The organism is Streptomyces cathayae (genome assembly GCF_029760955.1).
GTDB lineage: Bacteria > Actinomycetota > Actinomycetes > Streptomycetales > Streptomycetaceae > Streptomyces > Streptomyces cathayae.
Window position 1 is genome coordinate 4,093,101 of sequence record NZ_CP121682.1, and the last position, 22,619, is coordinate 4,115,719.

A 22,619-nucleotide genomic window follows, 5' to 3' on the forward strand; every position below is an offset into this window, starting at 1 on the left:
AATGTCTGGCCAGAACTTGACTGTTTGTGTGACCTTCAGCTATTGAGATTGCATCTCTGTGGATTTCGGAAAACGGAACCCTCTTCTATGGAAGGCGCTTCAATGAAGATGAACGTGCGGGAGTACCTTTACGTCGACACCCCGAGGGTCCGTACATTGCTAGCTCAACTCTCCTCCGGGCTGCCGGAAGAGAGGCGGTCAGAGCACACCCGAGAATGGAGTGAATCCCTTGTAGGAATCGACGGGCCCAAGAGTGAGGTGCGAGCGGGAGAACGAGAGGTTCGTTCCCTGGCTGACCTCCATGTGGCGATGCTGGAAGAGGTGGCCGAATACTCTAAAATGCTGCTTGATGTAAGCGATGTGTCAAAGAAGCCGAAGAATTGGCATCGTGAGCGAATCCATAAGGCGCTGCGCCCTAGTTCGCTGATCCGGGTAACAGGTCCGACGGCTGTGATCTACCCTGCCGCGTTTGCTGCATCCGCATCGGCTTTCGATGAATTCAGTGAGGATGATTCGTTTTCCCTGGACCTAGGTAAAATTGTGCGGTCGATGTATGGGGAGCACTTGACGCTCCGTGTCTATCCTTGCGGCGAGGAGGAGTGGGAATGCCAGTATTCTGGTGTTATTTCTGACCCTGGCGGGTACCTCTCTGGTGAGAAGGAGGTCCTTTTCTCGCGACTGGGTGCCGATCCGCAGGAATGGACTACTGTAGCTAGCATCAGCAGGATTCCACGGCGGGACGCCGCCTCTTCGGGGAATCGCTTCGAGCGTATCGTGATGAAACTCCAAGATTCTTTTAGTGATGAGCAATTGGATCGGAGAATTCTGGAAAAGGTGATCCAAGAGGCTAGTCGAGAGATGGAGCGGATGGGGCTGAGTGAAGCGCCGAGTTGGCCAGCAGTTTCTGTTATTCCTCTCGCTGTCTATCGTGAAATCAAGCCATCCTTCATTACGTCGGAGCTTGAGTCAGACGACTGACCTCGCTTGGCATTGCGAGGTTGGTGGATTCTTAATGGCCTAGTCAGTTGACGGGCATAACTTTCAGGGATCAGCCTCATCCTTATCGGGTCGATAATAGGATGGCAGTGACGTCATTCGACCGCCTGAAGTCCTCGGCCGATGGTTCGCTGAGGTCCAGCTCTGACCGTTGAAGTTCGTGCCTGTTGGTGTCAGTCGCTGATGTCAGGCGCTGAATGCCCTCTTGACAGATCCGCCCGTCGCATTGACGGCCCCCACTTCTGATCCGTAGCTCTACAGAGATCGGGCGACAGCGGTCATACAGGTTGCCCTGTGGTCTCCCGAGGCCACTGCTGGGCGGGGACGATTGCTGTGGTTGCTGTACTCCGCTGCTGTACCGTCCCCATCACCAATCCCGCCAGAAGTCAGTGATCTCGGCACGGTCGATGCCGCTTCGTGCCGCTATGAGGTTCCCCCGAGATGCGGAGAATGGTGACAGCAGGTCAGGTAGGACTCACAGAGAGGAGCCCTGCTGATGCCTGCCCCGAGGAAATACCCACTGGAGTTGCGTGAGCGCGCGGTGCGGATGTACCGCACTGCGGAGCCGAAGCCCGTGATCCGCCGCATGGCCGAGGAACTCGGTGTCCATCATGAGGCCCTGCGCGGCTGGATCCGCCAGGCCGAGGCCGACGCCGGCGAACGCGACGACCTGCTCACCAGCGACGAACGCGCCGAGCTGGCCGCGCTGCGCAAGGAGAACACCCAGCTCAAGCGGTCCAACGAGATCCTGCGGACGGCCTCGGCTTTTTTCGCGGCACAGCTCGACCCGACCCGGCCCAGGTGACCGCGCTCCTCGACGAGCACGAGAACCTGGAGGTCGAGCCCACCCTCCGGGAACTGCACATCCCTTCCTCCACCTACTACCGCTGGCGCCGGGCGAAGAAGGAGCCGTGCGAACGGCACCGCCGGGACACCGAGCTGACCAGGCAGATCCAGCAGATCCACACCGACTCCGGCGGAATCTACGGCTCGCCCCGCGTGCACGCCGTCCTGAAGCGCGAAGGCGTCTACGTCGGCCGCAAACGAGTCGAACGGCTCATGCGCGAAGCCGGCCTCGCCGGGATCAGTCCTCGCCGGACGGGCAAGGGCTTCACCCGCCGCGACCGGGACGCCGACCTCGCCCCGGATTTGGTCAGGCGCGACTTCACCGCCGACAGGCCGAACCGGCTGTGGGTCACCGACCTCACCATGATCTCGACCCTTGAGGGACCCTTGTGGCTGTCGGCGATCAGGGACGCGTTCTCCCGTCGGGTGGTGGCCTGGGAGACCTCCGCCCACGCGGACGCCGACCTCGTGCTGGCCACCCTCGAGTACGCCCTCGCGTCCCGGGAGGTCGAGCCCGGCCAGCTGATTCACCATGCGGACCACGGCTGTCAGTACACGTCCGTGAAGCTCACAACACGCTTGGTGCGGGCAGGAATTGAGGCATCCATGGGCTCCGTCGGGGACTCGTACGACAACGCCCTGGCGGAGAACCTCTGGATGCTCATCAAGACCGAGGGCCTCCGCGGCCGCACCTTCGCCACCCGGGCCGAGGCGAACCTCGCGCTCTTCGAGTACATCGACGGGTTCTACAACAGTCGGCGCATCCAGAAACGCCTCGGCTACCTCAGCCCCGTCGAGTTCGAAGAGAAGCACTACGCCGAGCAGGCAGCGTCCGAACGAGTGAACCTGAAACCCCGCCAACCCGCTCTGACCAGCTGATCAGCCCCTCCCGAGCAACGGGGGAACCTCACTAGGGCAGCCACGTCGATGTTGTGCTCGCTCAGGGTCTGGTCGATGTACTCGCACAGTTGCTCACGCTCCTCTGTGCAGAACCCGGGCCTCCCGTACGCGTAGTCCTCCTTCGACCTCCCAGTGGGCAGCCCATCCCCTAAAATCGAACCTTTGAGCGATCCGTGGCGGGAGCTGCTCCTCTTCGACACTGCGGACACTTGGTCGACCCACGGCCTCGCCCGGGTCCGACGCCAGATCGAGGGCGAGGAACCTCGCCAAGACGCACGAGTACGCCATCGAGTTCATCGAGCGGGCCTGCGTGGTGGGTGACGTCGCGGACCCCGCGAGGCACGTGAAGTATGGCGCGGAGATCCGGGTGGACTTCGACGCCATGACCAACAAGCTGCAATCGACAAGGTGGAGGTCGGTATTGGCGTGTACGTGGGGACCTATAGGCAGGTTCAGCGAGATGGGCTACCTCGTCTACCAGGAGAACGACGCCGACAAGGTGCTGCCTGAGATCGACGCGCTCGGCAAGTTGGGCGGCATGTGCATCGAGCACACATGACGGCCGACCTGCACGGTGGGCATGCTGCACACCTCCGGCAAGTCTGACTACGTCAAGAAGGGCGTAGAGGGGGACTAGGAGGAGCAGCGCCACGCACTTCTCCTGAACTTCACCGTTTCACGTGAAACATGCGTGTGAACCGGCTGACCTGCGCGTATGCCGTGCGCACCACGAGGGCGACACCAATACCACAGGGAGTCAGCACTCGACGGCCAGTTTAAGCGAACGCGTAATGGGCCGTCATCTGCTGGAAGTCTCCTCCAGGCTGGGTCATTAGAGCGTGCCGCCCAGTGTCAGCAGCGTGCGTCAAAATGGAGCACGCGGCCACGGCCTCCTCCGGAAACGGCGGCGGCCCCCTGGTCCTACGCAGGAGGCCGCCAACACCGTCAGAAACGCCAACCGAAGGAGGTCGACATTCCCAGCCCCCGAAAGTGTAGGCGCTGCCACCGTCAGCGGCCTACGCACAAGATCGCCCGCACCGTCCGTGGAACCCGCCGGATAGGCGCCAACCTCGCCGAACGAGGTGCACGACGCCACTTCCGCCGGCTCCTGAGTTCCGCCGCGGATGAGCTGATGCGCGCGGGCGTGAAAGCCAGCATGAGCGGGGTCGCGACGTTCGCGCTGTACTGGTGGCATCACCACCACTGATCAATCTGGAGAGCCCGGTGCTCCGCCTGGCCGACGCCGGGCCCTCCATGGCAGCTCGTCTCCCCGCTCCTCAGCGGCCGTTGCTGGCTTCGAGATCTTGCCTCATCCTTATCAGGTCGATCACGGGATGACAGGAACCTCCGTCAACCGCTCGAAGCGCTCGGCCGACGGTCCGCTGAGGTCCAGCTCTGACCGACGGAGTCCGCGTCTGTTGGTGTCAACCGTTGATGTCAGACACCGGACGCCTCTTGACAGATCTGCCGATCGCACCGACACCGCACCTCTGATTTGCAGCTCTGCGCAGATCCGCTGCCGATGCTCGCCCCGGCCGTCACCCTCGCGTTGGCACGTAGATGCTTCTCAACTGCCCTTTTGGAGGGAGCCTTCAGCCTCCTGGAGGGCTCCAACACCCTCTGAGCTGCTGCGTTTCGCGATCAAGCCTCGACGTGCCTGATGATCATTCAGCGAATGTCCGATATGCGGCTTGTAAAGAGAGTGTGGGATGGGTCTCAGAAGCCCTGATCAAGTTGGTATTCGGCCGCTCACAGGCAGCAAGATTCATGCAACCGCAAGGGCCCGTCGGTGCAACCTCTCACAGTCTGCCGACGGGCCCTGTGGGCCCACATCCCTGCAATAGAAGACTGGACCCAGAATGGACAGTACACAGGCCGTGTCCAAGAAGTCGCCCGTCCCCGGCGCGATGCTCGTCACGTCCCTCGGCCTCGGCGCGGGCAATATCGGCTTCGCCGCCGGCATCTTTGGCCGCCTTGCCGGTGACCAGACCCTGTACGCGGCCACTGCCACCGGAGTGTTCGCCGGTGCAGGAGCTTTCACCCTGGCCCTCACGATCGCCTCGTTCATCCGCAAGAACAGCGAGAGCTAAGGAACTTCAGTTGCAGCGTGCGGCCTGGACACCATCCGCACGCTGCGCTGCCCCTTAAGCGACCACGCTCCCCACCTCCCATCCCGTACGCCGTCGACCCACACACCGTGGAGCAGGCGTGGTTCAGGGGCGTCAAGGTGGAGCGCGCCACTGTACGAACGACTTTGACGCCCCTGGGCCGCGTCTGCTCGGCTCTGCCTGGGTCGATGGTGTACGGGATGGGAGCACCTCACGCACGCCCCTACGGACCTGCAGTCGGCGACGGCGCCCCCTCCATCCCGGTGCCGGCCGATCCCCCGCCGGAGGCATTGCCTTGACCGCGGGCCGCTCTCTGCGGTGATCGACTCGTGGCCTCCGGCCCTGTCCACATGTGGGCGCGCGTCGGCGCAGCGCGGGCGGAGCGGGCCGAAGGCAGGAGCGGCGCCCGGAGCGGAGCCGGGAAGCGCGCCCGGCGGAGCGGAGCGCAGCCGGGGCTTGATGAAGTAGGGAAAGTCTTATCCCGTTGGGATGAGCTGCTTGCCGTCGTGGCTTCGTACGTGGGGACCGTTGCCGTCCAAGGCGTCCAAGAGCCTGATTGCGTAGACCTCGGACATGCGCTCGCTGACTTCGTTGGGTGTGAGCCAGGAGACGGCTGTCGACTCGTCAGAGGTGCGTTCGGTGCCGCCGGAGGGCTTGCAGCGGAAGACCAGGGCCACGATGCCGCGGGTCGTGTTCTTGTAGACGCCGGTGAGTTCGTCCACCTCGACGTGGATGCCGGTCTCCTCCAGGACCTCGCGGGCGACGCCGGCCTCTGGGGTCTCGTCGAGTTCGAGCACGCCGCCGGGGAGTTCCCATGTGCCGTTGTCCGCCCGGCGGATCGCCAGGAGGCGCCCGTCCTCGCGTACCACTACCCCGGCTACGGATACGGAGTGCAGCGGCGGTGACGTTGCTTCCTGTGGTTGACTCATGTACAGGAGCATAGGAGGCGGAGAGGGACGATGGGAACCGCGGTAGAGGGGGGCAGGTCCGGGCCTCGGTACGTGCAGATCGCTGATGAGATCGTGCAGCAGATCCGGGCGGGTGTGCTCAAGCCTGGTGACATGGTGCCGAGTGAGTCGGAACTGGTGGAGCGCTACGGCGTTTCTGGCGGCACAATCCGTAAGGCCATGGTCGAGGTGCGGGCCAGTGGGCTCGTCGAGACTCGGCACGGCAAGGGCTCGATCGTGAAGGATCGGCCGCCGGTGCGGCACCGTTCCTCTGATCGCTTCCGGCGCTCGCTCCGGCAGGGCGGCAAGGCCGCGTATCTCGCGGAGTCCGCGCAGTCCGGTGCCACGGCGAAGGTGAGCGTCCTCTACATCGGGCCCATGGAGGCCCCCACGGATGCCGCCCAGCGACTGGGCGTCCCCGTCGGCACTCAGGTGCTTGCCCGGCGGCGCCTCTACTTCCGCAACGGCACTCCGGTTGAGACCGCCTCCTCGTATCTCCCGTGGGACGTCGTGAAGGAGATCCCGGAGCTGTTCGCCGAGAACCCCGGCGGCGGTGGCATCTATGCCCGACTCGAGGACCACGGGCATGAGTTCGCCGAGTTCGTCGAGACGCTGCAAGCTCGGCCGGCCTCCAAGGCGGAGGCGTCCGAACTGGCGCTCAGTCCGGGTGCCCCGGTGGTTCACCTGATCCGTGAGGCTCGCACAACGGCGGGGCTCGTGGTCGAGGTCTGCGACACGCTCATGGCCGCTGACCAGTTCGTTTTCGAGTACCGGATCCCCGCCGCCGACTGACGCCCGCTCAACTCTCCGTAACCCGTCGCGACTTCTCAGCCGCGGCGGGTTGACTCATGTATAGGAGTCAGGCACTCTTCTTTATGTCACTCATATACATGAGTGACGAAGTTCAGCCTCTCTATAGGAGTGATCTGCTGTGCGTCAGATTCCCGTCGACACTTCCAACGCCACAGTGATGGTGGCCAAGGCCCCGCAGCCCAAGGTCAAGGACCGCCGGACCGGTGAGATCGCCCTCGACAAGGACGGCATCACCCTGATGGTCGTGGAGGTCATGTTCTCCACGCCCGACGAGGTCGAGATCCTCAAGCTCACCGTCCCGCAGCCCGGCGTCTCCGAGGACCTGACCATGGGCACCCCGGTCGCGCTCACGGGCCTGGTCGCCTCGGCGTGGGAGAACGAGTTCAACGGCCAGAAGCGGCACGGGATCGCCTTTCGCGCGGTCGCCGTGACCTCGCTGGCCGCTGCGGGCTCGGCCTCGAAGGCGGCCTGAGCCGTGACCTGGCCGACGGTCTTACTGCTGGTGGTCGTCGCCGCTGCGGGTCTCCTGCGGTGGCGGCGCCCCGCCTGGTACTGGCTGACCTTCGGGGTCACCCTCGCCGCGCTGCGGGTCCTGGTCCGGTACGGCTCGGTCATGGACGCCTGCGGCCTGACAGTCCCACCCTCGCGCTGGCGCCTGACGCTGGCCCGGATGGCCAACCGTCCGGCGCCGGAGTCCCGCGCGCCGCGCATCCTGCGGCTGCGGCCCACCCGCACCGGCCTGGTCCTGCGGCTCAAGCTCCGCCCCGGACAGGACGCCTTCGACGCCGCCGCCTCGGACCGGCTGCGCCACTCCTTCGGAATGTACGGCGTCACCTCCCGTGAGCTGCGCTCGGGCGTGGTCGAGATTCGGATGACCGGCTATGACGTGCTCCAGCGGGTGCAGATGCCCGCCAAGGCCGATACCCGCCCGATGCGGGTCCCGGTCGCCCTGCGGGCGGACGGCTCGGTCCACTACCGCGACTACCGCGCCGTTCCGCACGGCCTGACCCTCGGCGCCACGGAGTCCGGCAAGTCCGTCTATCAGCGCAACCTCGTCGCCGGGCTCGCCCCGCAGCATGTGGCCCTGGTCGGCATCGACTGCAAGCAGGGAGTAGAGCTGTTCCCGCTGGCCCGCCGGTTCTCTGCGCTGGCCGACAACCCGGACACCGCCCTGGAGCTGCTGGAGGCGTTGGTGTCCCACATGGGGGAGGTGTACCAGCTGATCCGGGCTGAACAGCGGATCAGTGTCGCGGTGCCGGATGCGGAGATCGCCGCCGACATCTGGGACCTGCCCGCCGAGCTGCGGCCGGTGCCGGTCGTGGTCCTGGTCGACGAGGTGGCCGAACTCGCCTTGTACGCGAGCAAGGAGGAGGAGAAGCGGCGGGACCGGATCATCACCGCCCTGGTCCGGCTCGCCCAGCTCGGCCGCGCGGCCGGCATCTATTTGGAGATCTGCGGGCAGCGTTTCGGCTCCGAACTCGGCAAGGGCATCACCATGCTCCGCGCCCAACTCACCGGCCGCACCGCCCACCGCGTCAACGACGAAACCAGCGCCAACATGGCCTTCGGCGACATCGCCCCGGATGCCGTGCTGGCCGCTATCACGATTCCCGCCGAAACACGCGGGCTGGCCATCGCCGGGGATTCCACCGGCGGCTGGCACCGCATCCGCGCCCCGCACACCTCGCTGCGGCAGGCCGTGAACATCTGCAACAAGTTCGCCGACCGCACTCCGGATCTGCCCGCCCTGGCGGTGTTCCGGCCCGCGGTCGCCCCGTTGCCCTCGGCCCGTGTGCCGCTGTCCAAGACAGCCCCCGCCACGGCCTGACCCACCCCCCTCCCACGGTCGGCGCGACCGCTTCGCGCCGGGTCCCTACCCCCGCCATGCCTGATCACAGGAAGGAGCCGTGATGGCCCGCCCCGCCCTCCGTGTGGACGCCGTGCTCGTTCAGGCCGTCATTGCCGGGGCGCTGTCCTTCGCCCACCTGCACGACCTTGCCGCCGCCGCTGGACAGGACGGCTGGAAGGCCTGGGCCTATCCGGTCTCGGTGGACCTGCTGCTGGTCGCCGCCTGGCGTCGGCTGCGCACGGACGGGCCGTCCCGGCTGGCCTGGTGCTGGTTCGTGATCGCGCTGGTGGCCTCGCTCGGCGCCAACGTGGCCACCGCCGGACTCCTCGACCTGAACGACGTCCCGGCCTGGCTGCGCATCCTGGTCGCCGCCTGGCCCGCCCTGGCCTTCATGGGCGGCACCCTCCTCGCCCACTCACCCGCGGACCGGTCTCCGGCTGCGCCGGCACCCGCCGCCCCGGACCCGGACTCAGCCCCTGCGCCTGAGGTACAGCCCGAACCGGCCGCCGTCGAGCCGGACCCGGCGCCCGACCCCGTGACCGTCCCGGCGCACGAGGAAACCCCGGCCCTGCCCACTGCCGAACCTTCCCCGACCGTGCCGGTCCCGGCCGCGCTGGTCGAGCACGCCCGCAAGGTCGCCGACGACCACCACACCCGCACCGGCGCCCCGATCGACACCGACACCCTCCGCGCCCGCCTCGGCGTCCCGCCGCACCTGGCCGACGCCATCGCCGCCCAACTCACCTGACCCGGAAGGGAGAACCACTCGTGACCCGCGACCCGGCCGACCTGACAGCCGCCGACCACCTCTACGCCGCCCGCGAGATGACCGCCGCGAACCGGCCCTACCTCGCCCACCTGCTCGCCGAGGAAGCCGCCCGCCGCACCACCGACCCGGCCACCGCCGCCGGCATCCGCGCCGCCTTCCCCGACCCGACCACGACCCGCAAGGAGACCGACTGACATGCCCGCCCGCGACTTCTTCCACTCCGTGATGCGGATCGGCCCGGTGCAGATCGGCACCCACCGCGACCGCGGCGGCCAGACCAAGCACGCCGCCGTCTGCGGCTCCGACGGCTGCGGCTGGTCCGCCGACTACTCCAGCCGGTCTGCCGCCCAGCTCGCCGCCCGTACCCACCGCTGCCACGTCCGCTAGGAGGCCACCCGTGGACGTTCCGCTCTGGCTCGCGCTGCTGGTCGTCGGCTACCTCGGCGTCAAGCTCATCCGCCCGCCCTGGTGGCTCATCGCCGTGCTCCTGCTGGGCGGCTACCTCCTCGCCGACAGCCTGCTGTCCCCGGTCATCGACACCGCCGTCAAGTAGCTCGACCTGAAAGGAGAACACCGATGCTTCGTCCGAAGATCCCGACCAATCCCACGCCCACCGGCACAGTCACCCCGTCCGTGGTGGTGGAACCGACCGCCGTCGTGCCGACCGCGCAGGTTCCGTCTCCTGCTCCGGTCGCCTCGACGCCGACCCGGCCCACGGTCCAGCTCACCCCCGGCACCGCGCTCGCCCTCGTCGGCGGCGGTACAGCCGTGGTCCTGGTCGTCGGCGCGGTCCTGGTCTCCATGCTCCTGGCGGTTGCCATCACCGGCGCCTCGGTCGCTGTCTGCGCCCTGGTGATTCGCTCACTCGTCAACGCCGACGCCAAGCGTCGCTGACCGGCCCCCGGGCGGCCTCGATACCGCCAAGCATCCGCCGCCCGGGAGCCGTCCCTGTCCGACCTCACAACCGGAAGGAAGAACCCAGCATGGCGCATCGCGCCTCACAGGCGTCGGAGACGCTGCTCGATCCGATCATCCTCGGGGACCTGCTGAGGGTGGCTTCGGCCCCTGACTACGCACGCTGGGAGGACCAGGTCCGCCGTACCGGTGGCTGCTCCGACCCCATCCACCTGACTGGCTGGACCCTCCACAAGGACAAGGCCACTGGCGAGACCCTGCACCACTACACCACCGCCGGTGAGCCGGGCGGACGGCTCCGTGTCGCCTGCGGCAACCGCCGCGCCTCGCGCTGCCCGGCCTGCGCCTGGACCTACGCGGGCGACACCTACCACCTGATCCGCGCGGGCCTGGCCGGGGACGACCGCCGCGCTATCCCCGCCACTGTCCGCGACCACCCGCGCGTCTTCGCCACCCTCACCGCCCCGTCCTTCGGCCCGGTCCACAACCGGCCCGACCGGGGTCTCTGCCGTTGCGGTACCCGCCACGCCTCGGATGCCCCGGAACTGGGCACCGCCCTGGACCCGGCCACGTACGACTACGCGGGCGCGGTGCTGTTCAACAACCATGCCGGGCAGCTGTGGCAGCGCTTCACCACACGCCTGCGCCGTGAACTCGCCGCCCGCGCCGGCCTTTCGCGCCGTGAACTCGCCGACCGCCTCCGCGTCTCGTACGGCAAGGTCGCCGAGTTCCAGAAGCGCGGCGCTCTGCACTTCCATGCGGTGATCCGGCTCGACGGCCCGGAGGGCCCGGGAACGCCGCCGCCCGCCTGGGCCACGGTCGATCTCCTCGCCGACGCGATCCATGCAGCTGCGGCGCACTCCTACACATCGGTCTCGGTCCCGGCCGCGGGTGACCAACCGGCCCGGTCGTTCCGCTGGGGCACTCAGCTCGACGTCCGGTCGGTGAAGGCCTTCGGAGACGGCTCCGACATCACCGAACAAGCCGTCGCCTCGTACGTCGCCAAGTACTCCACCAAGGCAGCCGAGAACACCGGAACCCTCGACCGCCGCATCGGCGAACTCGCCGAACTCGACCGCCACGGCGTCCCCGACCACACCCGCCGCCTCGTCACCGCATGCCGTGACCTGGACAGCCTGTATCCGGACCGGCGTCTCTGGGCCTGGGCCCACATGCTCGGCTTCCGCGGCCACTTCTCATCCAAGTCCCGCCGCTACTCCACCACCCTCGGCGCCCTCCGCCAGGCACGTGCCGACTACCGCGCAACCCAAGAGGCCGCCGTCCTCGGCCTGGACGACCGCGAGCCGGACACCGTCCTCGTCCTGACCGACTGGCAGTACGCCGGACACGGCCACACCCCCGGCGAGTCCGCCCTCGCGGCCACCATCGCCCGCAACCTCCAGCTCAATCGCGAAACCGCTCGCGAAGCCCTACGCGACCAAGCCGCAGAGGAGAGGGAGTGATGACCGTGGACCGACTCCTCACCGTCGACCAGGTCGCCGAACGTCTCGGTACGGGCGTCCGCTTTCCGCGTCGTCTCATCGAGGAACGCCGCATCACCTTCGTGAAGGTCGGCCGACACGTCCGCATCCCCGAGAGCGTCGTAGAGGCGTACGTGGACGCCAACACCGTGGAACCGATCACCCTGCGTCCCACCGTCCTTCGGAGGGCTGCCTGATGGCCGGTAAGCGCAAGTCCCGCCGGAACTTCGGCCGTGTCCGCAAGCTGCCGTCCGGCCGGTTCCAAGTCCGGTACCCAGGGCCTGACGGCGTTCTGCGCCCTGCCGACCGGACGTTCGCCACCTCGACGGATGCCGACCGCTGGCTCATGCGGAAGCGCATCGAGATCGAAGAGGGACGCTGGGTCGACCCGGCCGAGGGCCAGACGACCGTACGCGACTGGTCGGCCCGCTGGCTTGCTGCCGTCTCCCCGCAGCTCAAGCACAAGACTCAGGCGTCGTACAGGTCTCTGATCAACTCGCTGATCAATCCGGCGCTAGGTGACCGTGAGCTGTCCAGCCTCCGTCCGATCACCATCGCCGAGTGGGTCGGCGGGATGAAGTCCAAGGGGCTCAGCGCGTCACGGATCAGGCAGGCGTACCGGGTCCTGTCGCAGATCATGCGGTCGGCCGTCGACAACGACATGATCCCGCAGACACCGTGCCGGGGCGTGAAGCTGCCTCGGATGCCGCAGACAGAGCCGCACATCCTCACCCCGCTTGAAGCCTCGCGGATCGTCCGGAGCGCGGCCAAGCCGCATGACCTGCTGATCGCCCTCCTCGCGTACGCGGGCCTGCGGGTCGGTGAGGCGTTCGCCCTCCGGCGTACGGACATCGACGTCTTCGGCGGCTTCGTCCTCGTCGACGAAAACTTGGCCGAAGCTAACGGCGCCTTGGTCTTCGACACCCCCAAGTCACATCAGAAGCGGCTCCTCCGGGTCGGCCCGGCGCTCACGAAACGACTCGGCCGGCACTTGGAGACGCTGCCCGGCGAGGATGACGCCCTCCTGTTCACCACCCCCAGCGGCAAGCCGCTCCGCTACAACCAGTGGCGCAAGGCGTACTTCGACCCGGCGGTGTCGGCGGCCGGACTGACCGACGTCACCCCGCACGACCTCCGCGCCTCGCACGGCACATGGGTCGCCGACCGGTACGGCGTGATGACCGCCGCTCACCGCCTCGGCCACTCGAACGCGAGCGTCACCACTCGGCACTATGCTCGGCCAGTCGCCGGTCGTGACGATCAGGTGGCGGAAGCGGCTGACGCATGGCTCGGAGGGCAAGAAGGAGACGGCTCTCCCGAGGCGCGTAAGCCGTTCTGAGCAGCCTGCACTTACTGATGCCCCTGGCCAAGAATGATGCCAGGGGCATCGCCCTTTGTGGCCCTCAGCGCTGTGCAATGCGCCTTCGCCTCGTGGTCGCGCTGGACGGCTGGCGGACGCCTGTCCAATTCGCCTCTATGCGCTGTGCATATGCATAGCTACTCTGAGTGCTTATGGGTAAAGTGGTGCATCTGTACTGGGGATACATGGTGGCCGCGGCTTTGATCGTTGCTTGGAGCCAGCAATGGTCCTTGCCGGTGATCGTGGCTCTGTCACTTGGTGTCTCGGCCTATGCGGCCTTCCAAGTGCCTGTCTGGTGTGGAGCCGTCAACCGGGATGGGCAGACTTACTGCCGCAACAACGCCTACGGCGTGTTGATGGGCTGCTCGAAGCGTCAGCACAGGTGGCAGAAAATGAAGATGATCGTTTTGCGCAGCAAGGCCGGGAACGTGAGTCGCTCCGTTTTCCCAACGGCCAAAGAGAAGTTCAATGGCGCCCTCGCTGTAGGAGGGTTGCTGTCGGCCGTGGCGGCGGTGGTCGTTCCCGCTGTGACTGGTGGCTGAGCGGACACAATCGTGCGCCTGGGGCACGTAGCGGGCACGACGACGATGACGACGGCTTCGCCGGGGCGCTCGTACCCGTCTGACCTGCGGGGGAGCGGTCGCCCCACGTGATCGGTGAAAGGTCTTGAAAACCGTCGTGGCAGCGATGTCACCGTGGGTTCAAATCCCACCGCCTCCGCTCTGAGAGCAGTGCAAACGGCCCCTGACCTGGGAAGTCGGTCGGGGGCCGTTCGCCTGCCCGGACTCCGTGGCTGCCTGGTGTTCCCCGTGGTTTCCCGCTCGATCGGGCGCGGAACGCGCGCGGACGGCTAGTGTCCTGAGTCGCCCAGGAGGGGGCCCCTTCTCGGCGGTGGCCTGCCGGGGCTCCGGCTGCTCCACGGCATGGTTGACGGCGGTGCCGAAACGCGCCGCGATCTCTGCCGGTGCCGGGGCCTTGGTGTCGGTCCGGCTCTCCCGATCCCCCCTGCCTGCCCACGACTCCGACCAGTTCGGATGCTGTGGGCTTCTGCCGTTGGCGGTCGGCCCAGAGACGGCCCAGTCGACTGGACGTCAGTGTTACTCAGGCTCCTTGCCCCCCCGCCTTGTCGAAACGCAGACGCCTGTTGCCGTACTCCCGTGCCGGGTGCCGTCTGGCGCAGAGCGTGACCGCGAAGCACCGTTTCAGCCGATGCTGCTCGGCGCTCTGCGCCACCGCTGAGGGCGGTACCTCGTGGGTTAGCCGGTCCGGGGGCACGTGTGTCGTGAAACCCCAGGCAGTGTGTGCCCTGTGTGACGGGTGCAAGCATGGGACGAGGCACGGGGATCCACGGATGGTGGCCCGGCTCGGGCGTGGGGGAAAGCGTGGCGAGATCGAGGAGTAAGGCGGTGCGGGCGCGGGAGGCGCGGCGGCGCAGAGCGGCGGTTGGTGGCGGCGACGGATACCGCTTGCCTGCCAGTGCCAAGCGATCCGCCGTGGACAGCGGTGTTGCGCGGCGGCGAATTCTTCGGAGAGCGGCGCGGACAGACCGGTCTGGGCCTGTTCGGCGTTTCCTGTGGTGCTGTGCTGCGGTGCTCTTCCTCATCGGTACGGCGGTGCTCGGCGTAGTGGGCGTATCCGCTGCCGGGCTGGGCGGGACGCCGGGAGTTTTCGCAGCTGACGAGTGCCATCTGGAGGAGAGTGGCAGGGGTGGCAAGAGCACTTCGTGTTCGGGCGTGTTCGTCTCTCACGACGGGAGCCTCGTCGACCGGGAGGCGCGGATGGCCTGGCCCGGTGGCCGGGCTGGGGCGCACACACAGGTCAGGACGGTGTTGCTCGGCGGATACCAGAGGGAGCACGGCGTCGATGCGGTACTGCTGGCCGTTCTTGTCCCCGTCGTGGGGCTGCTGTCGGTCGGATGCGCGTTCGCCGGTCTGTCTCGCGCGACGCAGGACCGTCTTGCCGCCCGGCTGCCCGAACCTGCGTTCGTGGTCTACGTGAAGTGGCGGTCCTGATGTAGCGGCCGACGTGGTGGTGGCCCGGATCGAGCAAGCTCGGGGCACGGCATTCTATGTCTATGACAAAGGAGCGGGGGCTCACGATCACCGTCTACAGCATGATCGCCGTGCTGTGCGCCGCAGCGACGGTGTGGACAGTGATCACCGGTCTCGCACGGCTTGACCTGCTGGGAAACGCCATGCAGGTACAGATCACAGAGTGTCACCGTGAAGACGGGGCACGCAACACAAGTCACACCGTATGCAGCGGACCTCAAGTGGGCACCGACGCGGCTCACACCGTGAAGGTCCGGTACGACGGTCACAGCGGAGAGGTTGTTCGAGTCAGGCAGAAACCGTGGGGCAGCTACGAGGCTGTGGAGACAGGTCTCGTTTCATGGGGCATCTGGGTACTGATGCCAGTGCTGCCGCTCATGGGGACAGCCGCTGCGGGGGCGTTCACCGTCAGAGAGATCCGCCGGGCCCGGTACGGAACCCCTACCGGTAGCGCAACTTGAGCAGTCCGCGTATCTCAGTGACCGCGCGGGAGTTCCAGGCGAGGCTCCGAGAAAGTCCGCGAGCGCGGTGTGCAGGATCCCGGCGGCTTCCTGCGTGGGGACGAAGCCGGACTGGGCCAGGACGACCAGGGTGGGGGCACATGACCTGCCCCCACCCGTGCCGGAAGGAAGCTGGACCTGTTGCCGCTGCACGTCGAGCACGCCGAGGAGATGGCCGCCGTGCTGTCCGACCCGGCCCTGCACACCTTTACCGGCGGCACTCCGGACGCCCGGCACTCTGCGCCCGCGCTGTCAGGGCATGGCCGCAGGCTCTCCCGATCCGGCAGTGTCTTGGTCGAACCAGTTGCTCCGGCCCTGCGACGCGTCCTGCCTGATGGGCTCACATCCACCGGCGAACGGCACGAAGGCGGGAGCCTATGGCACCGGATTTTCGGGCGATGGCTTCGACGGTCCCCAAGCCTTGACTCCCGCTCACCGGCCACTCGCAGGTGTGCCTAAGGTGTGCGCATGCTGCGACGCCTCCCCATATCCAGCCGGCCGAGCATCGACGGAGGACGTCGGTGAACAAGCCTCTGAGGGCCGTGGCGATCTTCTGCGGGCTGCTGGTGCTCGGCCTGCTGCTCCGTGCGAACTGGCTGCAGTACGTGCGGGCCCCGGAACTTTCCACCGACCCGAAGAACCGGCGGGTGCAGATCGAGCAGTTCGCCACCCCGCGCGGGGACATCGTCGTCGGGGGCCGGGCCGTCACCGGCTCCACCGAGGTGCAGGGCACCGACCTCAAGTACAAGCGCACCTACGTCGACGGGCCGATGTACGCGCCGGTGACGGGATACGCCTCCCAGGCACAGGGCATGACGTTGCTGGAGAGGACGTACGACGGCATCCTGACCGGAAAGGACGACCGCCTGGCCTTCCAGCAGTTCGCCGATCTCGTCAGTGGCGAGGGCCAGCGGGCAGGCTCGGTGGTCACCACCATCGACCCGAAGGCGCAGAAGGCCGCTTATGACGGGCTGACCGACCTGAAGGGCGCGAGGGGGGCCGTGGTCGCGCTGGATCCCCGGACGGGCAAGGTGCTGGCCCTGGTCTCGGCACCCTCCTACGATCCGTCGCAGTTCGCGGGCGGTACGTTCAAGGAGTCCGACCGGTTCGTGGCGCTCGACAAGGACAAGCGCAAGCCGCTGGCCAACCGTGCGCTGCGGGAGACCTATCCGCCGGGTTCCACCTTCAAGATCCTTACTGCGGCCGCCGCTCTGGAGCACGGGATCGTCACCGACATCGACGCCCGTACGGACGCCGTTTCGCCGTACCCCCTGCCGCAGTCCAGCAACAGGATCGGCAGTGAGGCCGGCGACGCGGTCTGCAGCAACGCGTCGATGAAGACCGCGATGCAGTACTCGTGCAACAACGTCTTCCTGGACGCCGCGTCCGAACTGGGGCAGGACAAGATGCGGGAGACGGCCGAGAAGTTCGGCTTCAACGAGGACGTCTACTCCGACGACTTCGGTGACCTGCTCGCCGCCAAGAGCCTCTACCCCGAGGACCTCGACGCGCCCGGTACCACGCTCACCGGTATGGGACAGGGCAGCCTCACCAGTACGCCGATGCAGATGGCCATGGTCACCGCGGCGCTGGCCAACGACGGAAAGCTGATGCAGCCCTACGTCGTCGACGAGGTCCGCGGCCCGGACCTCAGCACCCTGGAGAAGACCCGGCCCGCGGTGATGAGCGAGGCGGTCTCCGCCGAGACCGCGCAGAAGGTGCAACAGATGATGGAATTCACCGCCGAGGAGGGCAGCGCCCGGCGCGCCCGGATCGACGGCGTCACGGTCGGCGGCAAGACCGGTACCGCGCAACGCGGTGTCGACGTGGCCGACCAGGTGCCGTACGGCTGGTTCGTCTCCTACGGCAAGAAGCAGGACGGGTCCTCGGTCGCCGTGGCCGTCTTCATCGACCCGACCGACATGGACATCTCGCGCCAGGACATCTCCGGCGGCGGTCTCGGAGCCCCCATCGCCCGCAGCGTCATGGAGGCGGTCCTGCAGCAGTGACGCCGGAAACGGAGCCGGGGGTCTGTGCGGGGAATGTTCGGTCGGGCAACCGCTCGCACCGGGGCCACGTCCTTCCCCGTGAACGTCACCACACGTAAAAAGGGGAACAGCCGTGACGGGAAAGGAAGTTGAGCAGAACGACGAGCGGGGGCACGACCTGGAGCCCTGGTGGGCGGGCATCGGGATGTGGGGAGCGGTCGGACTGGTCGTCATCGGCGGTCTCGCGGCAGCGTGGGTCTTTTTCCGGCTGCCCGGTACTCCGGAGGAGCTGGCGACCGGCTACTACCAGGCTGCCAAGATCGGCGCCATCGGCCTGGTGATCGTGGGAAGCGCCTTGCTGGGCCGTCGTCGTGCCCGGACCGCGGGCACCGAGGAGACGGCCGAGGCGGAACGCGCCTGACGCCGCCGGTCGGTGAGCGACGTCGGACGGCGGCGGCTTCCTGGATTCCGCGCATCGCGTCCGGCGTACCGCCTGTGAGGGCGGTGCGCCTCCACAGGCGATGCGCCGGCCATCGCGAGGAAGGGCCCGCAGATGCGGGCCCTTTTGGTTTCCCACCTTGCGCGGAGGTGAGCCGCCGCGCTGCAACCAGGGTGCAAGGCGTGCTTCGACCCGGGGCTCGTCGCGCCTGGCGGATATCCACTCTTGACTGCCATGTACTTTGCGATGCAAAGTACAGCTGTGGGCGGCCGACCGACCGTCCGCTTCCCGGCGCTGCCGAAGCGCGACCACAAGGGGGAGAGCGTGGGGACACCGTCACTGGGCAGTGGGGGATCCGGGCCGGGGGCGCAGGTGGCCGACCTGCTGGCGGCCACGGAAGGTTTACGGGTCAGGACCCGCGCACAGATGAACGGCTCGTGGGTCTCCCTCCTGGGCTTCGGCCTTCTCGCGCTGGCGTCCGCCCCGGTGGCCCGGTACGCCTTCAACTTCGGAGCCCACGGTCGCAACGTCGCGTCCTACCCGGCCTTCGCCTACGCCGAGCTGATCGGCCTGTGCGTCGTCCACGAACCGGGAACCCCCTGTGTGGAGGGCGAGTTCGACGGCGCCGTGCTGCGCTTCGTGGCCTGGGGCGTGTGGTTCGGGCTCCTTCCCCTGGCATGGTTCGCCTTCGCTCGCTGGTACCGCCTGCGCGGCGAGGTCCGGGGCGTCGTCCCCCGCCGCGGCATGTGGATCTGCACGACCGCCGTAGTCACCGCCGTGATCATGACCGCCCTGACGTCCATGCTGTTCGGGCTGTTCGGCTGGAGTCAGTCGTTGGAGGTCGCGCTGCTGCAGAACAACTACGCCTCCCCGTGGTACCTGGTCGGTATCGGGTTCGTCGCCCTCGGGCTGGTCGAACGCAGCTGGATCGCCGTAGCCGCCGGCGCCGCTCACGCCCTGCTGCTCACCGGCTACCTCGGTGCCTCCTGGGGCACGGGGTGGCTCCCCTGGCAGCACCCCGCCCACCCCGACTGGACCGACGGACCGCAGGTCAAGGCGCTGCTGCTTGCCTCGATCCTGCTCCTCGCCGGCCTGGCCGAGTGGGGGGTGGCACGTCATCGAGCCGGACCCGCTCGTGCCGATGCGGATACGGTTGTCCCATGAGTGTCGGGGATGCGGCGGAGGCGTGGGACGGCCGGGAAGGGCTCCATCCGACGCAGTCGCTGGACGACACCGTCCATCAGCGTGTGCGACTCGGCATCCTCACCATCGCCCGAGAAGCAGACCGGGTCGAGTTCGGCTTCCTGAAGAAGCAACTGGCCGTCACGGACGGAAACCTCTCCCGGCACCTGAAGGTGCTGGAGGAGTCGGATCTGATCACCGTGGACAAGGGCTACGTCGGTCGGCGTCCCCGAACGTGGATCGCCCTCACCCGTGAAGGCGCGCAGGCGCTGGACGCCGAACTTCGTGCCCTGCGTGCACTCGTCCTCCGGCTGGAGAGCCCCCGTCCGGCTCCCGGCACGTCCGAGGCGTGACGCTGTTCCAGGAGTGCGGCCCTCGGATCCGTGGGGTCATGAAGCCGTTCGCAGGAGGCGGAGTTGGCCGATCTCCGTGGCGTTCTTCAGCAGTTCGGTGTTCACCCAGGCGGCCATGTGGGCCACGGTGTACGCCGGGTCGGCCGGCCAGGGGAACGATGCTGTGGCGTCCAGGTCGGTGTCGGCCAGGCCGTCCAGCGCCGCGAGCCACTCCGTTCGCAGGCCGCGCAGCCACTGGACGGTCGCCGGGCCTGCTCCGGGCCAGGTGATCTCGGTCCGCTCCCGGGGCCGGCGTCCGTGCGCGTGGTCCAGGGTCACGCTCCACCACCAGCCGATGTGCCAGCTGACCCAGGCGATGGTCGGCACGGGTACGGGGTCGGGCTCGGTCTCCGCCCAGTCGGGGGTCCAGGTTCCGTCGGCGGAGCGGTGCATCGTCCAGCAGTGGGCGGTGGGCTGCCACAGGAAGTCGTCCGGCTCCAGCCGCTCCAGGTGGTACTCGAACAGGGACCAGGTCAGGTCGAACTGCCAGCGCAGTAGTTCTGTTCGGGAGAGGGGGACGGAGGCGGGGGCGGGGGTGGCGTGGGTGGGTGACATGGTCGGCACTCCAGGGCGGTGGTGCGTCAGGGGTGGTGGCCCGTCATGCGGGCCGCCGAGGCGATGGTCGCGCGGGCCTCGCGTTCGGACAGGCCCGTGGTGCGGGCCGCGTCGGTCAAGGGATCCACCAGGGCGGGGCCGATGCCGTCCTCGTAGGCGCGGCAGGCCGCCCAGAACAGGCGGGTGTTGCGCTGGCCCTCGTGTGCCGCGAGGACGAACTGGACGAGTCCCTGCCCGTGGCCGCCGGTCGACGGGGGTGTGGGGTGGTGGGCGCGGGGCGGTGGCAGGAGGAGCCGCAGAAGAGTGGGCGGGCAGGCGGCGGGGGATAAGCGGGCGGTTCCCGGGGCGGTCGTGTAGGTGCCGTGGTCCGTGCGGGAGCCGGGGCCGACGAGGTAGCCCCCGGCGCCGCGGATGTCGATGCCGGGGGCGAGGCGGCTCGCGGAGTTGGGGACGACGACGTCCGGCGGGCCGCTGAGCCAGAGGTGACGGCCGCCGCTGGGGGTCAGGACGGTCACCGTGGCGGGGATCGTGAACAGGTGACGCAGGGCCAGTTCGCGCAGGGCGGCGGAGGAGTCCGTACCGGTCTTGGTGTCGAGGTCGACACCGATGAGGTGGTGCGGGGGCAGTCCGCAGGCGATGCCGTAACCGGTGGCCCCGGGCGCGGAGGCGAAGAGCGAGCGGATGCGGGCGGGGTCGGTGGAGGCGTCGTGGACGCCGTGCCCGAAGCGGCCGCACTCGCCGTGGCAGGGCGTGGATCGGCCGGTGCGGGGGGCGGGTTCGTCGCGGTGCGGGGAGCGCAGGGCGGGGAGTTTGGTCCGGGACAGCGGGATGACGGCCAGTCCGCGTTCGGCGGCTGACAAGGCGTGTGCGAGGGCCAGCGTGCTGGCCTGCCGGTCGGTGGTGGCCATGGATCTATTTTCGTACGTGCGTTCGATAAGGGGAAGAGGGTGGGCGCGACGCGCCGCGGTGTGCGGAGTGTGCGGAAAAAGTGCCGAAACGCTTCCCCTCTTATGGGGGTTGGCGAGGAGGCGGTCGTGTCGGGCAGGGAGGCGACTCGGGAGGAAGGGGGAGGTTTATCGATGTGTGCTCACACTTGCGTGCTAATGACGGCTTCCAGGGTGGTTCACCGGGATTCGGTGGGCAATCCTGATCTCGCGACGTCGTGCACAGTGCCGGGGTGGTCGGCCAACTCCCCTGGCGGCAGCCGTACATCACGCACATGCGCACACAGGCTCATGCGCCGGTGCGTCCTTGGTTCTGGAGGGAACACAACATGGCAAGCATCCGTACCGCCCGTGTCATCGCCGCCGTCTCCGCTCTTCCGCTCGCGGCGGCCCTCTTCGCCGGCGTCGCGACGGCGGACGCCGGCGCTCTCGCGGACGACGGATCGAACGCCACGGCCACCAGCGCCGAGGCGGGAGTGCTCGGCAGCGGCGTCGGAGGCGACAACTACGGCAACGCGGCCACCACGCAGCAGCAGGCCACCGGTTCCGGTGCCTCGAACCAGAGCAACGCCGCCCAGGTCAACGGCTCCGCGTTCACGTCCGTCGTCCAGGGCGACGACAACGTGGTGATCACCTTCACCCCGCTGTGGTGACGAGGTGAGAGGGCCGTCGGCCCTCTGACGCCGTGTGGGGTGCGATCCGTGGGGTGCAGGGCGTCTGTGCGGCGGTACTCCGGTACCGTCGCGCAGGTGTTTCCGGGCTTTTGCGGTGCTTCCCCCCAGGGGAGAACCCGCACTGGGCCTCCTCCGCTCGTCCACCTTCAGGAGGTGCGGCAGGCCCCACCCCTACAACCTGAGGGGGACGCGGCTTCGGGACCTGCGGCCGATTTGCCGAACGTGCCCCGCTCATAGCGTTGAGTCATGACCAGACCCGTCTGCACCAGCGCTTCGAACGCCGCTGCTCCGGCGGCGCAGACCCTTCCGTACCCGTCGTTCTCGTCGTACATGAGGGCTCGGCAGCCGGTGCTCCTGCGTACCGCCCGGTCCTTGACCGGGAACCCGAGCGACGCGGAGGACCTGCTGCAGACCGCGCTCGCCAAGACGTACGTCGCCTGGGAGCGTATCGAGGACCACCGTGCGCTCGACGGCTATGTGCGCCGGGCGCTGCTGAACACGCGGACGTCGCAGTGGCGCAAGCGCAAGGTGGACGAGTTCGCCTGCGACGAACTGCCCGAGCCGGACCCGGTCCACGGTGTCGACGACCCGGCCGAGCAGCAGGCACTGCGCGACGCGATGTGGCGGGCGATCATGCGGCTGCCCGCGCGACAGCGTGCCATGGTCGTCCTGCGGTACTACGAGGACCTCAGCGAGGCCCAGACGGCCGAGGTGCTCGGCGTATCGGTGGGCACGGTGAAATCGGCCGTTTCGCGGGCGCTCGGGAAGCTGCGGGACGACGCCGAACTGGGGCTTGTCCGGTCCTGACCGAGAGCGAAGTTACGCGGAACGTGATCGATCATCCGTTCACCTAGTGACATACCGAGCGGTATGTGCGCAGAATCAGCACAACCGTTACCGCCGCGTAGGC

General features: G+C 67.9%; 28 protein-coding genes. 25 read left to right on the top strand and 3 right to left on the bottom strand.

All coding sequences use genetic code 11. From position 1 onward, the window contains the following. Positions 1–108: 108 nt before the first annotated feature. The 5 genes from PYS65_RS18585 to PYS65_RS18605 all read left to right on the top strand — a co-directional run bounded on the left by PYS65_RS18585 (position 109) and on the right by PYS65_RS18605 (position 4,832). Positions 109–978 (top strand): DUF6414 family protein, encoded by an 870-nt coding sequence (locus tag PYS65_RS18585; RefSeq protein WP_423836162.1) that lies wholly within the window; start codon positions 109–111, stop codon positions 976–978. Between the two features lie 514 nt (positions 979–1,492). Continuing rightward, complete coding sequence (locus tag PYS65_RS18590; RefSeq protein ID WP_279331601.1) at positions 1,493–1,801, top strand: transposase; 309 nt, start codon at positions 1,493–1,495, stop codon at positions 1,799–1,801. Further along, positions 1,798–2,721: an IS3 family transposase gene (locus tag PYS65_RS18595; RefSeq protein ID WP_279331602.1), complete on the top strand. Its 924-nt coding sequence runs from the start codon at positions 1,798–1,800 to the stop codon at positions 2,719–2,721. The genes PYS65_RS18590 and PYS65_RS18595 overlap by 4 nt, the downstream gene beginning before the upstream one ends. A gap of 331 nt (positions 2,722–3,052) precedes the next feature. Then, on the top strand, positions 3,053–3,301 hold the full coding sequence (locus tag PYS65_RS18600; RefSeq protein WP_279335069.1) for a hypothetical protein: 249 nt from the start codon (positions 3,053–3,055) through the stop codon (positions 3,299–3,301). A 1,300-nt stretch (positions 3,302–4,601) separates the two neighbouring features. After that, the gene (locus tag PYS65_RS18605) at positions 4,602–4,832 is read left to right on the top strand and encodes a hypothetical protein (protein WP_279335070.1); all 231 of its coding nucleotides are present in this window, start codon (positions 4,602–4,604) and stop codon (positions 4,830–4,832) included. A 494-nt stretch (positions 4,833–5,326) separates the two neighbouring features. Here the strand turns inward: PYS65_RS18605 and PYS65_RS18610 are convergent, their stop codons facing one another. After that, positions 5,327–5,791 carry an NUDIX hydrolase gene (locus PYS65_RS18610; protein ID WP_279335071.1) on the bottom strand — a complete coding sequence of 155 codons (465 nt, stop codon included), beginning with the start codon at positions 5,789–5,791 and terminating at the stop codon, positions 5,327–5,329. 18 nt (positions 5,792–5,809) lie between these two features. On the opposite strand from PYS65_RS18610, the gene PYS65_RS18615 reads away from it, so the two are divergent. The 18 genes from PYS65_RS18615 (at position 5,810) to PYS65_RS18705 (ending at position 19,497) form a co-directional block, all read left to right on the top strand. Next, positions 5,810–6,589: a GntR family transcriptional regulator gene (locus PYS65_RS18615; protein WP_279335072.1), complete on the top strand. Its 780-nt coding sequence runs from the start codon at positions 5,810–5,812 to the stop codon at positions 6,587–6,589. Positions 6,590–6,728: 139 nt separating this feature from the next. Beyond that, positions 6,729–7,082, top strand: a complete 354-nt coding sequence (locus PYS65_RS18620) for an SCO3933 family regulatory protein (RefSeq protein ID WP_279335073.1) — start codon at positions 6,729–6,731, stop codon at positions 7,080–7,082. A 3-nt stretch (positions 7,083–7,085) separates the two neighbouring features. Then, positions 7,086–8,438: an FtsK/SpoIIIE domain-containing protein gene (locus PYS65_RS18625; RefSeq protein WP_279335074.1), complete on the top strand. Its 1,353-nt coding sequence runs from the start codon at positions 7,086–7,088 to the stop codon at positions 8,436–8,438. Between the two features lie 82 nt (positions 8,439–8,520). Then, positions 8,521–9,207 carry a DUF2637 domain-containing protein gene (locus PYS65_RS18630; RefSeq protein WP_279335075.1) on the top strand — a complete coding sequence of 229 codons (687 nt, stop codon included), beginning with the start codon at positions 8,521–8,523 and terminating at the stop codon, positions 9,205–9,207. A gap of 20 nt (positions 9,208–9,227) precedes the next feature. Beyond that, the gene (locus tag PYS65_RS18635; protein ID WP_279335076.1) at positions 9,228–9,422 is read left to right on the top strand and encodes a hypothetical protein; all 195 of its coding nucleotides are present in this window, start codon (positions 9,228–9,230) and stop codon (positions 9,420–9,422) included. 1 nt (position 9,423) lies between these two features. After that, entirely contained in the window at positions 9,424–9,615 is a 192-nt protein-coding gene (locus tag PYS65_RS18640; RefSeq protein ID WP_279335077.1) for a mobile element transfer protein, read from the top strand. A gap of 10 nt (positions 9,616–9,625) precedes the next feature. Continuing rightward, positions 9,626–9,781, top strand: a complete 156-nt coding sequence (locus PYS65_RS18645) for a hypothetical protein (protein WP_279335078.1) — start codon at positions 9,626–9,628, stop codon at positions 9,779–9,781. A gap of 23 nt (positions 9,782–9,804) precedes the next feature. Further along, complete coding sequence (locus tag PYS65_RS18650) at positions 9,805–10,122, top strand: SpdD-like protein (protein ID WP_279335079.1); 318 nt, start codon at positions 9,805–9,807, stop codon at positions 10,120–10,122. Positions 10,123–10,211: 89 nt separating this feature from the next. Continuing rightward, entirely contained in the window at positions 10,212–11,606 is a 1,395-nt protein-coding gene (gene repSA, locus PYS65_RS18655; protein ID WP_279335080.1) for a replication initiator protein RepSA, read from the top strand. Next, complete coding sequence (locus PYS65_RS18660; RefSeq protein ID WP_279335081.1) at positions 11,606–11,821, top strand: helix-turn-helix domain-containing protein; 216 nt, start codon at positions 11,606–11,608, stop codon at positions 11,819–11,821. Before repSA ends, PYS65_RS18660 begins: the two co-directional genes overlap by 1 nt. Continuing rightward, positions 11,821–12,963 carry a tyrosine-type recombinase/integrase gene (locus PYS65_RS18665; RefSeq protein WP_279335082.1) on the top strand — a complete coding sequence of 381 codons (1,143 nt, stop codon included), beginning with the start codon at positions 11,821–11,823 and terminating at the stop codon, positions 12,961–12,963. Before PYS65_RS18660 ends, PYS65_RS18665 begins: the two co-directional genes overlap by 1 nt. A 173-nt stretch (positions 12,964–13,136) precedes the next feature. Beyond that, complete coding sequence (locus PYS65_RS18670; protein WP_279335083.1) at positions 13,137–13,526, top strand: hypothetical protein; 390 nt, start codon at positions 13,137–13,139, stop codon at positions 13,524–13,526. 1,047 nt (positions 13,527–14,573) lie between these two features. Then, on the top strand, positions 14,574–14,996 hold the full coding sequence (locus PYS65_RS18675; protein WP_279335084.1) for a hypothetical protein: 423 nt from the start codon (positions 14,574–14,576) through the stop codon (positions 14,994–14,996). A 62-nt stretch (positions 14,997–15,058) separates the two neighbouring features. After that, a complete protein-coding gene (locus tag PYS65_RS18680) occupies positions 15,059–15,496 on the top strand; it encodes a hypothetical protein (RefSeq protein ID WP_279335085.1) in 438 nt (145 codons plus the stop codon). Between the two features lie 560 nt (positions 15,497–16,056). Beyond that, positions 16,057–17,544: a peptidoglycan D,D-transpeptidase FtsI family protein gene (locus PYS65_RS18690; RefSeq protein WP_279335086.1), complete on the top strand. Its 1,488-nt coding sequence runs from the start codon at positions 16,057–16,059 to the stop codon at positions 17,542–17,544. 112 nt (positions 17,545–17,656) lie between these two features. Next, positions 17,657–17,944 (top strand): hypothetical protein, encoded by a 288-nt coding sequence (locus PYS65_RS18695; RefSeq protein WP_279335087.1) that lies wholly within the window; start codon positions 17,657–17,659, stop codon positions 17,942–17,944. A 279-nt stretch (positions 17,945–18,223) separates the two neighbouring features. Next, a complete protein-coding gene (locus tag PYS65_RS18700; protein WP_279335088.1) occupies positions 18,224–19,126 on the top strand; it encodes a hypothetical protein in 903 nt (300 codons plus the stop codon). Then, a complete protein-coding gene (locus tag PYS65_RS18705; protein WP_279335089.1) occupies positions 19,123–19,497 on the top strand; it encodes a winged helix-turn-helix domain-containing protein in 375 nt (124 codons plus the stop codon). The genes PYS65_RS18700 and PYS65_RS18705 overlap by 4 nt, the downstream gene beginning before the upstream one ends. A gap of 36 nt (positions 19,498–19,533) precedes the next feature. On the opposite strand, the gene PYS65_RS18710 is transcribed toward PYS65_RS18705, so the two are convergent. Together PYS65_RS18710 and PYS65_RS18715 are read right to left on the bottom strand one after the other, a co-directional pair. Then, a complete protein-coding gene (locus PYS65_RS18710; RefSeq protein ID WP_279335090.1) occupies positions 19,534–20,091 on the bottom strand; it encodes a DinB family protein in 558 nt (185 codons plus the stop codon). Between the two features lie 26 nt (positions 20,092–20,117). Next, a complete protein-coding gene (locus PYS65_RS18715; protein WP_279335091.1) occupies positions 20,118–20,999 on the bottom strand; it encodes a bifunctional DNA primase/polymerase in 882 nt (293 codons plus the stop codon). 365 nt (positions 21,000–21,364) lie between these two features. On the opposite strand from PYS65_RS18715, the gene PYS65_RS18720 reads away from it, so the two are divergent. Together PYS65_RS18720 and PYS65_RS18725 are read left to right on the top strand one after the other, a co-directional pair. After that, the gene (locus PYS65_RS18720; protein WP_279335092.1) at positions 21,365–21,688 is read left to right on the top strand and encodes a hypothetical protein; all 324 of its coding nucleotides are present in this window, start codon (positions 21,365–21,367) and stop codon (positions 21,686–21,688) included. 267 nt (positions 21,689–21,955) lie between these two features. Further along, the gene (locus tag PYS65_RS18725; RefSeq protein WP_279335093.1) at positions 21,956–22,516 is read left to right on the top strand and encodes a SigE family RNA polymerase sigma factor; all 561 of its coding nucleotides are present in this window, start codon (positions 21,956–21,958) and stop codon (positions 22,514–22,516) included. Positions 22,517–22,619: the final 103 nt, after the last annotated feature.

Coding starts and splice junctions, on each gene's coding strand:
- PYS65_RS18585 (WP_423836162.1), top strand. CDS start 109: ATGAACGTGCGGGAGTACCTTTACGTCGACACCCCGAGGGTCCGTACA.
- PYS65_RS18590 (WP_279331601.1), top strand. CDS start 1,493: ATGCCTGCCCCGAGGAAATACCCACTGGAGTTGCGTGAGCGCGCGGTG.
- PYS65_RS18605 (WP_279335070.1), top strand. CDS start 4,602: ATGGACAGTACACAGGCCGTGTCCAAGAAGTCGCCCGTCCCCGGCGCG.
- PYS65_RS18610 (WP_279335071.1), bottom strand. CDS start 5,791: ATGCTCCTGTACATGAGTCAACCACAGGAAGCAACGTCACCGCCGCTG.
- PYS65_RS18615 (WP_279335072.1), top strand. CDS start 5,810: ATGGGAACCGCGGTAGAGGGGGGCAGGTCCGGGCCTCGGTACGTGCAG.
- PYS65_RS18630 (WP_279335075.1), top strand. CDS start 8,521: ATGGCCCGCCCCGCCCTCCGTGTGGACGCCGTGCTCGTTCAGGCCGTC.
- PYS65_RS18640 (WP_279335077.1), top strand. CDS start 9,424: ATGCCCGCCCGCGACTTCTTCCACTCCGTGATGCGGATCGGCCCGGTG.
- PYS65_RS18650 (WP_279335079.1), top strand. CDS start 9,805: ATGCTTCGTCCGAAGATCCCGACCAATCCCACGCCCACCGGCACAGTC.
- repSA (WP_279335080.1), top strand. CDS start 10,212: ATGGCGCATCGCGCCTCACAGGCGTCGGAGACGCTGCTCGATCCGATC.
- PYS65_RS18660 (WP_279335081.1), top strand. CDS start 11,606: ATGACCGTGGACCGACTCCTCACCGTCGACCAGGTCGCCGAACGTCTC.
- PYS65_RS18665 (WP_279335082.1), top strand. CDS start 11,821: ATGGCCGGTAAGCGCAAGTCCCGCCGGAACTTCGGCCGTGTCCGCAAG.
- PYS65_RS18670 (WP_279335083.1), top strand. CDS start 13,137: ATGGGTAAAGTGGTGCATCTGTACTGGGGATACATGGTGGCCGCGGCT.
- PYS65_RS18680 (WP_279335085.1), top strand. CDS start 15,059: ATGACAAAGGAGCGGGGGCTCACGATCACCGTCTACAGCATGATCGCC.
- PYS65_RS18705 (WP_279335089.1), top strand. CDS start 19,123: ATGAGTGTCGGGGATGCGGCGGAGGCGTGGGACGGCCGGGAAGGGCTC.
- PYS65_RS18710 (WP_279335090.1), bottom strand. CDS start 20,091: ATGTCACCCACCCACGCCACCCCCGCCCCCGCCTCCGTCCCCCTCTCC.
- PYS65_RS18715 (WP_279335091.1), bottom strand. CDS start 20,999: ATGGCCACCACCGACCGGCAGGCCAGCACGCTGGCCCTCGCACACGCC.
- PYS65_RS18720 (WP_279335092.1), top strand. CDS start 21,365: ATGGCAAGCATCCGTACCGCCCGTGTCATCGCCGCCGTCTCCGCTCTT.
- PYS65_RS18725 (WP_279335093.1), top strand. CDS start 21,956: ATGACCAGACCCGTCTGCACCAGCGCTTCGAACGCCGCTGCTCCGGCG.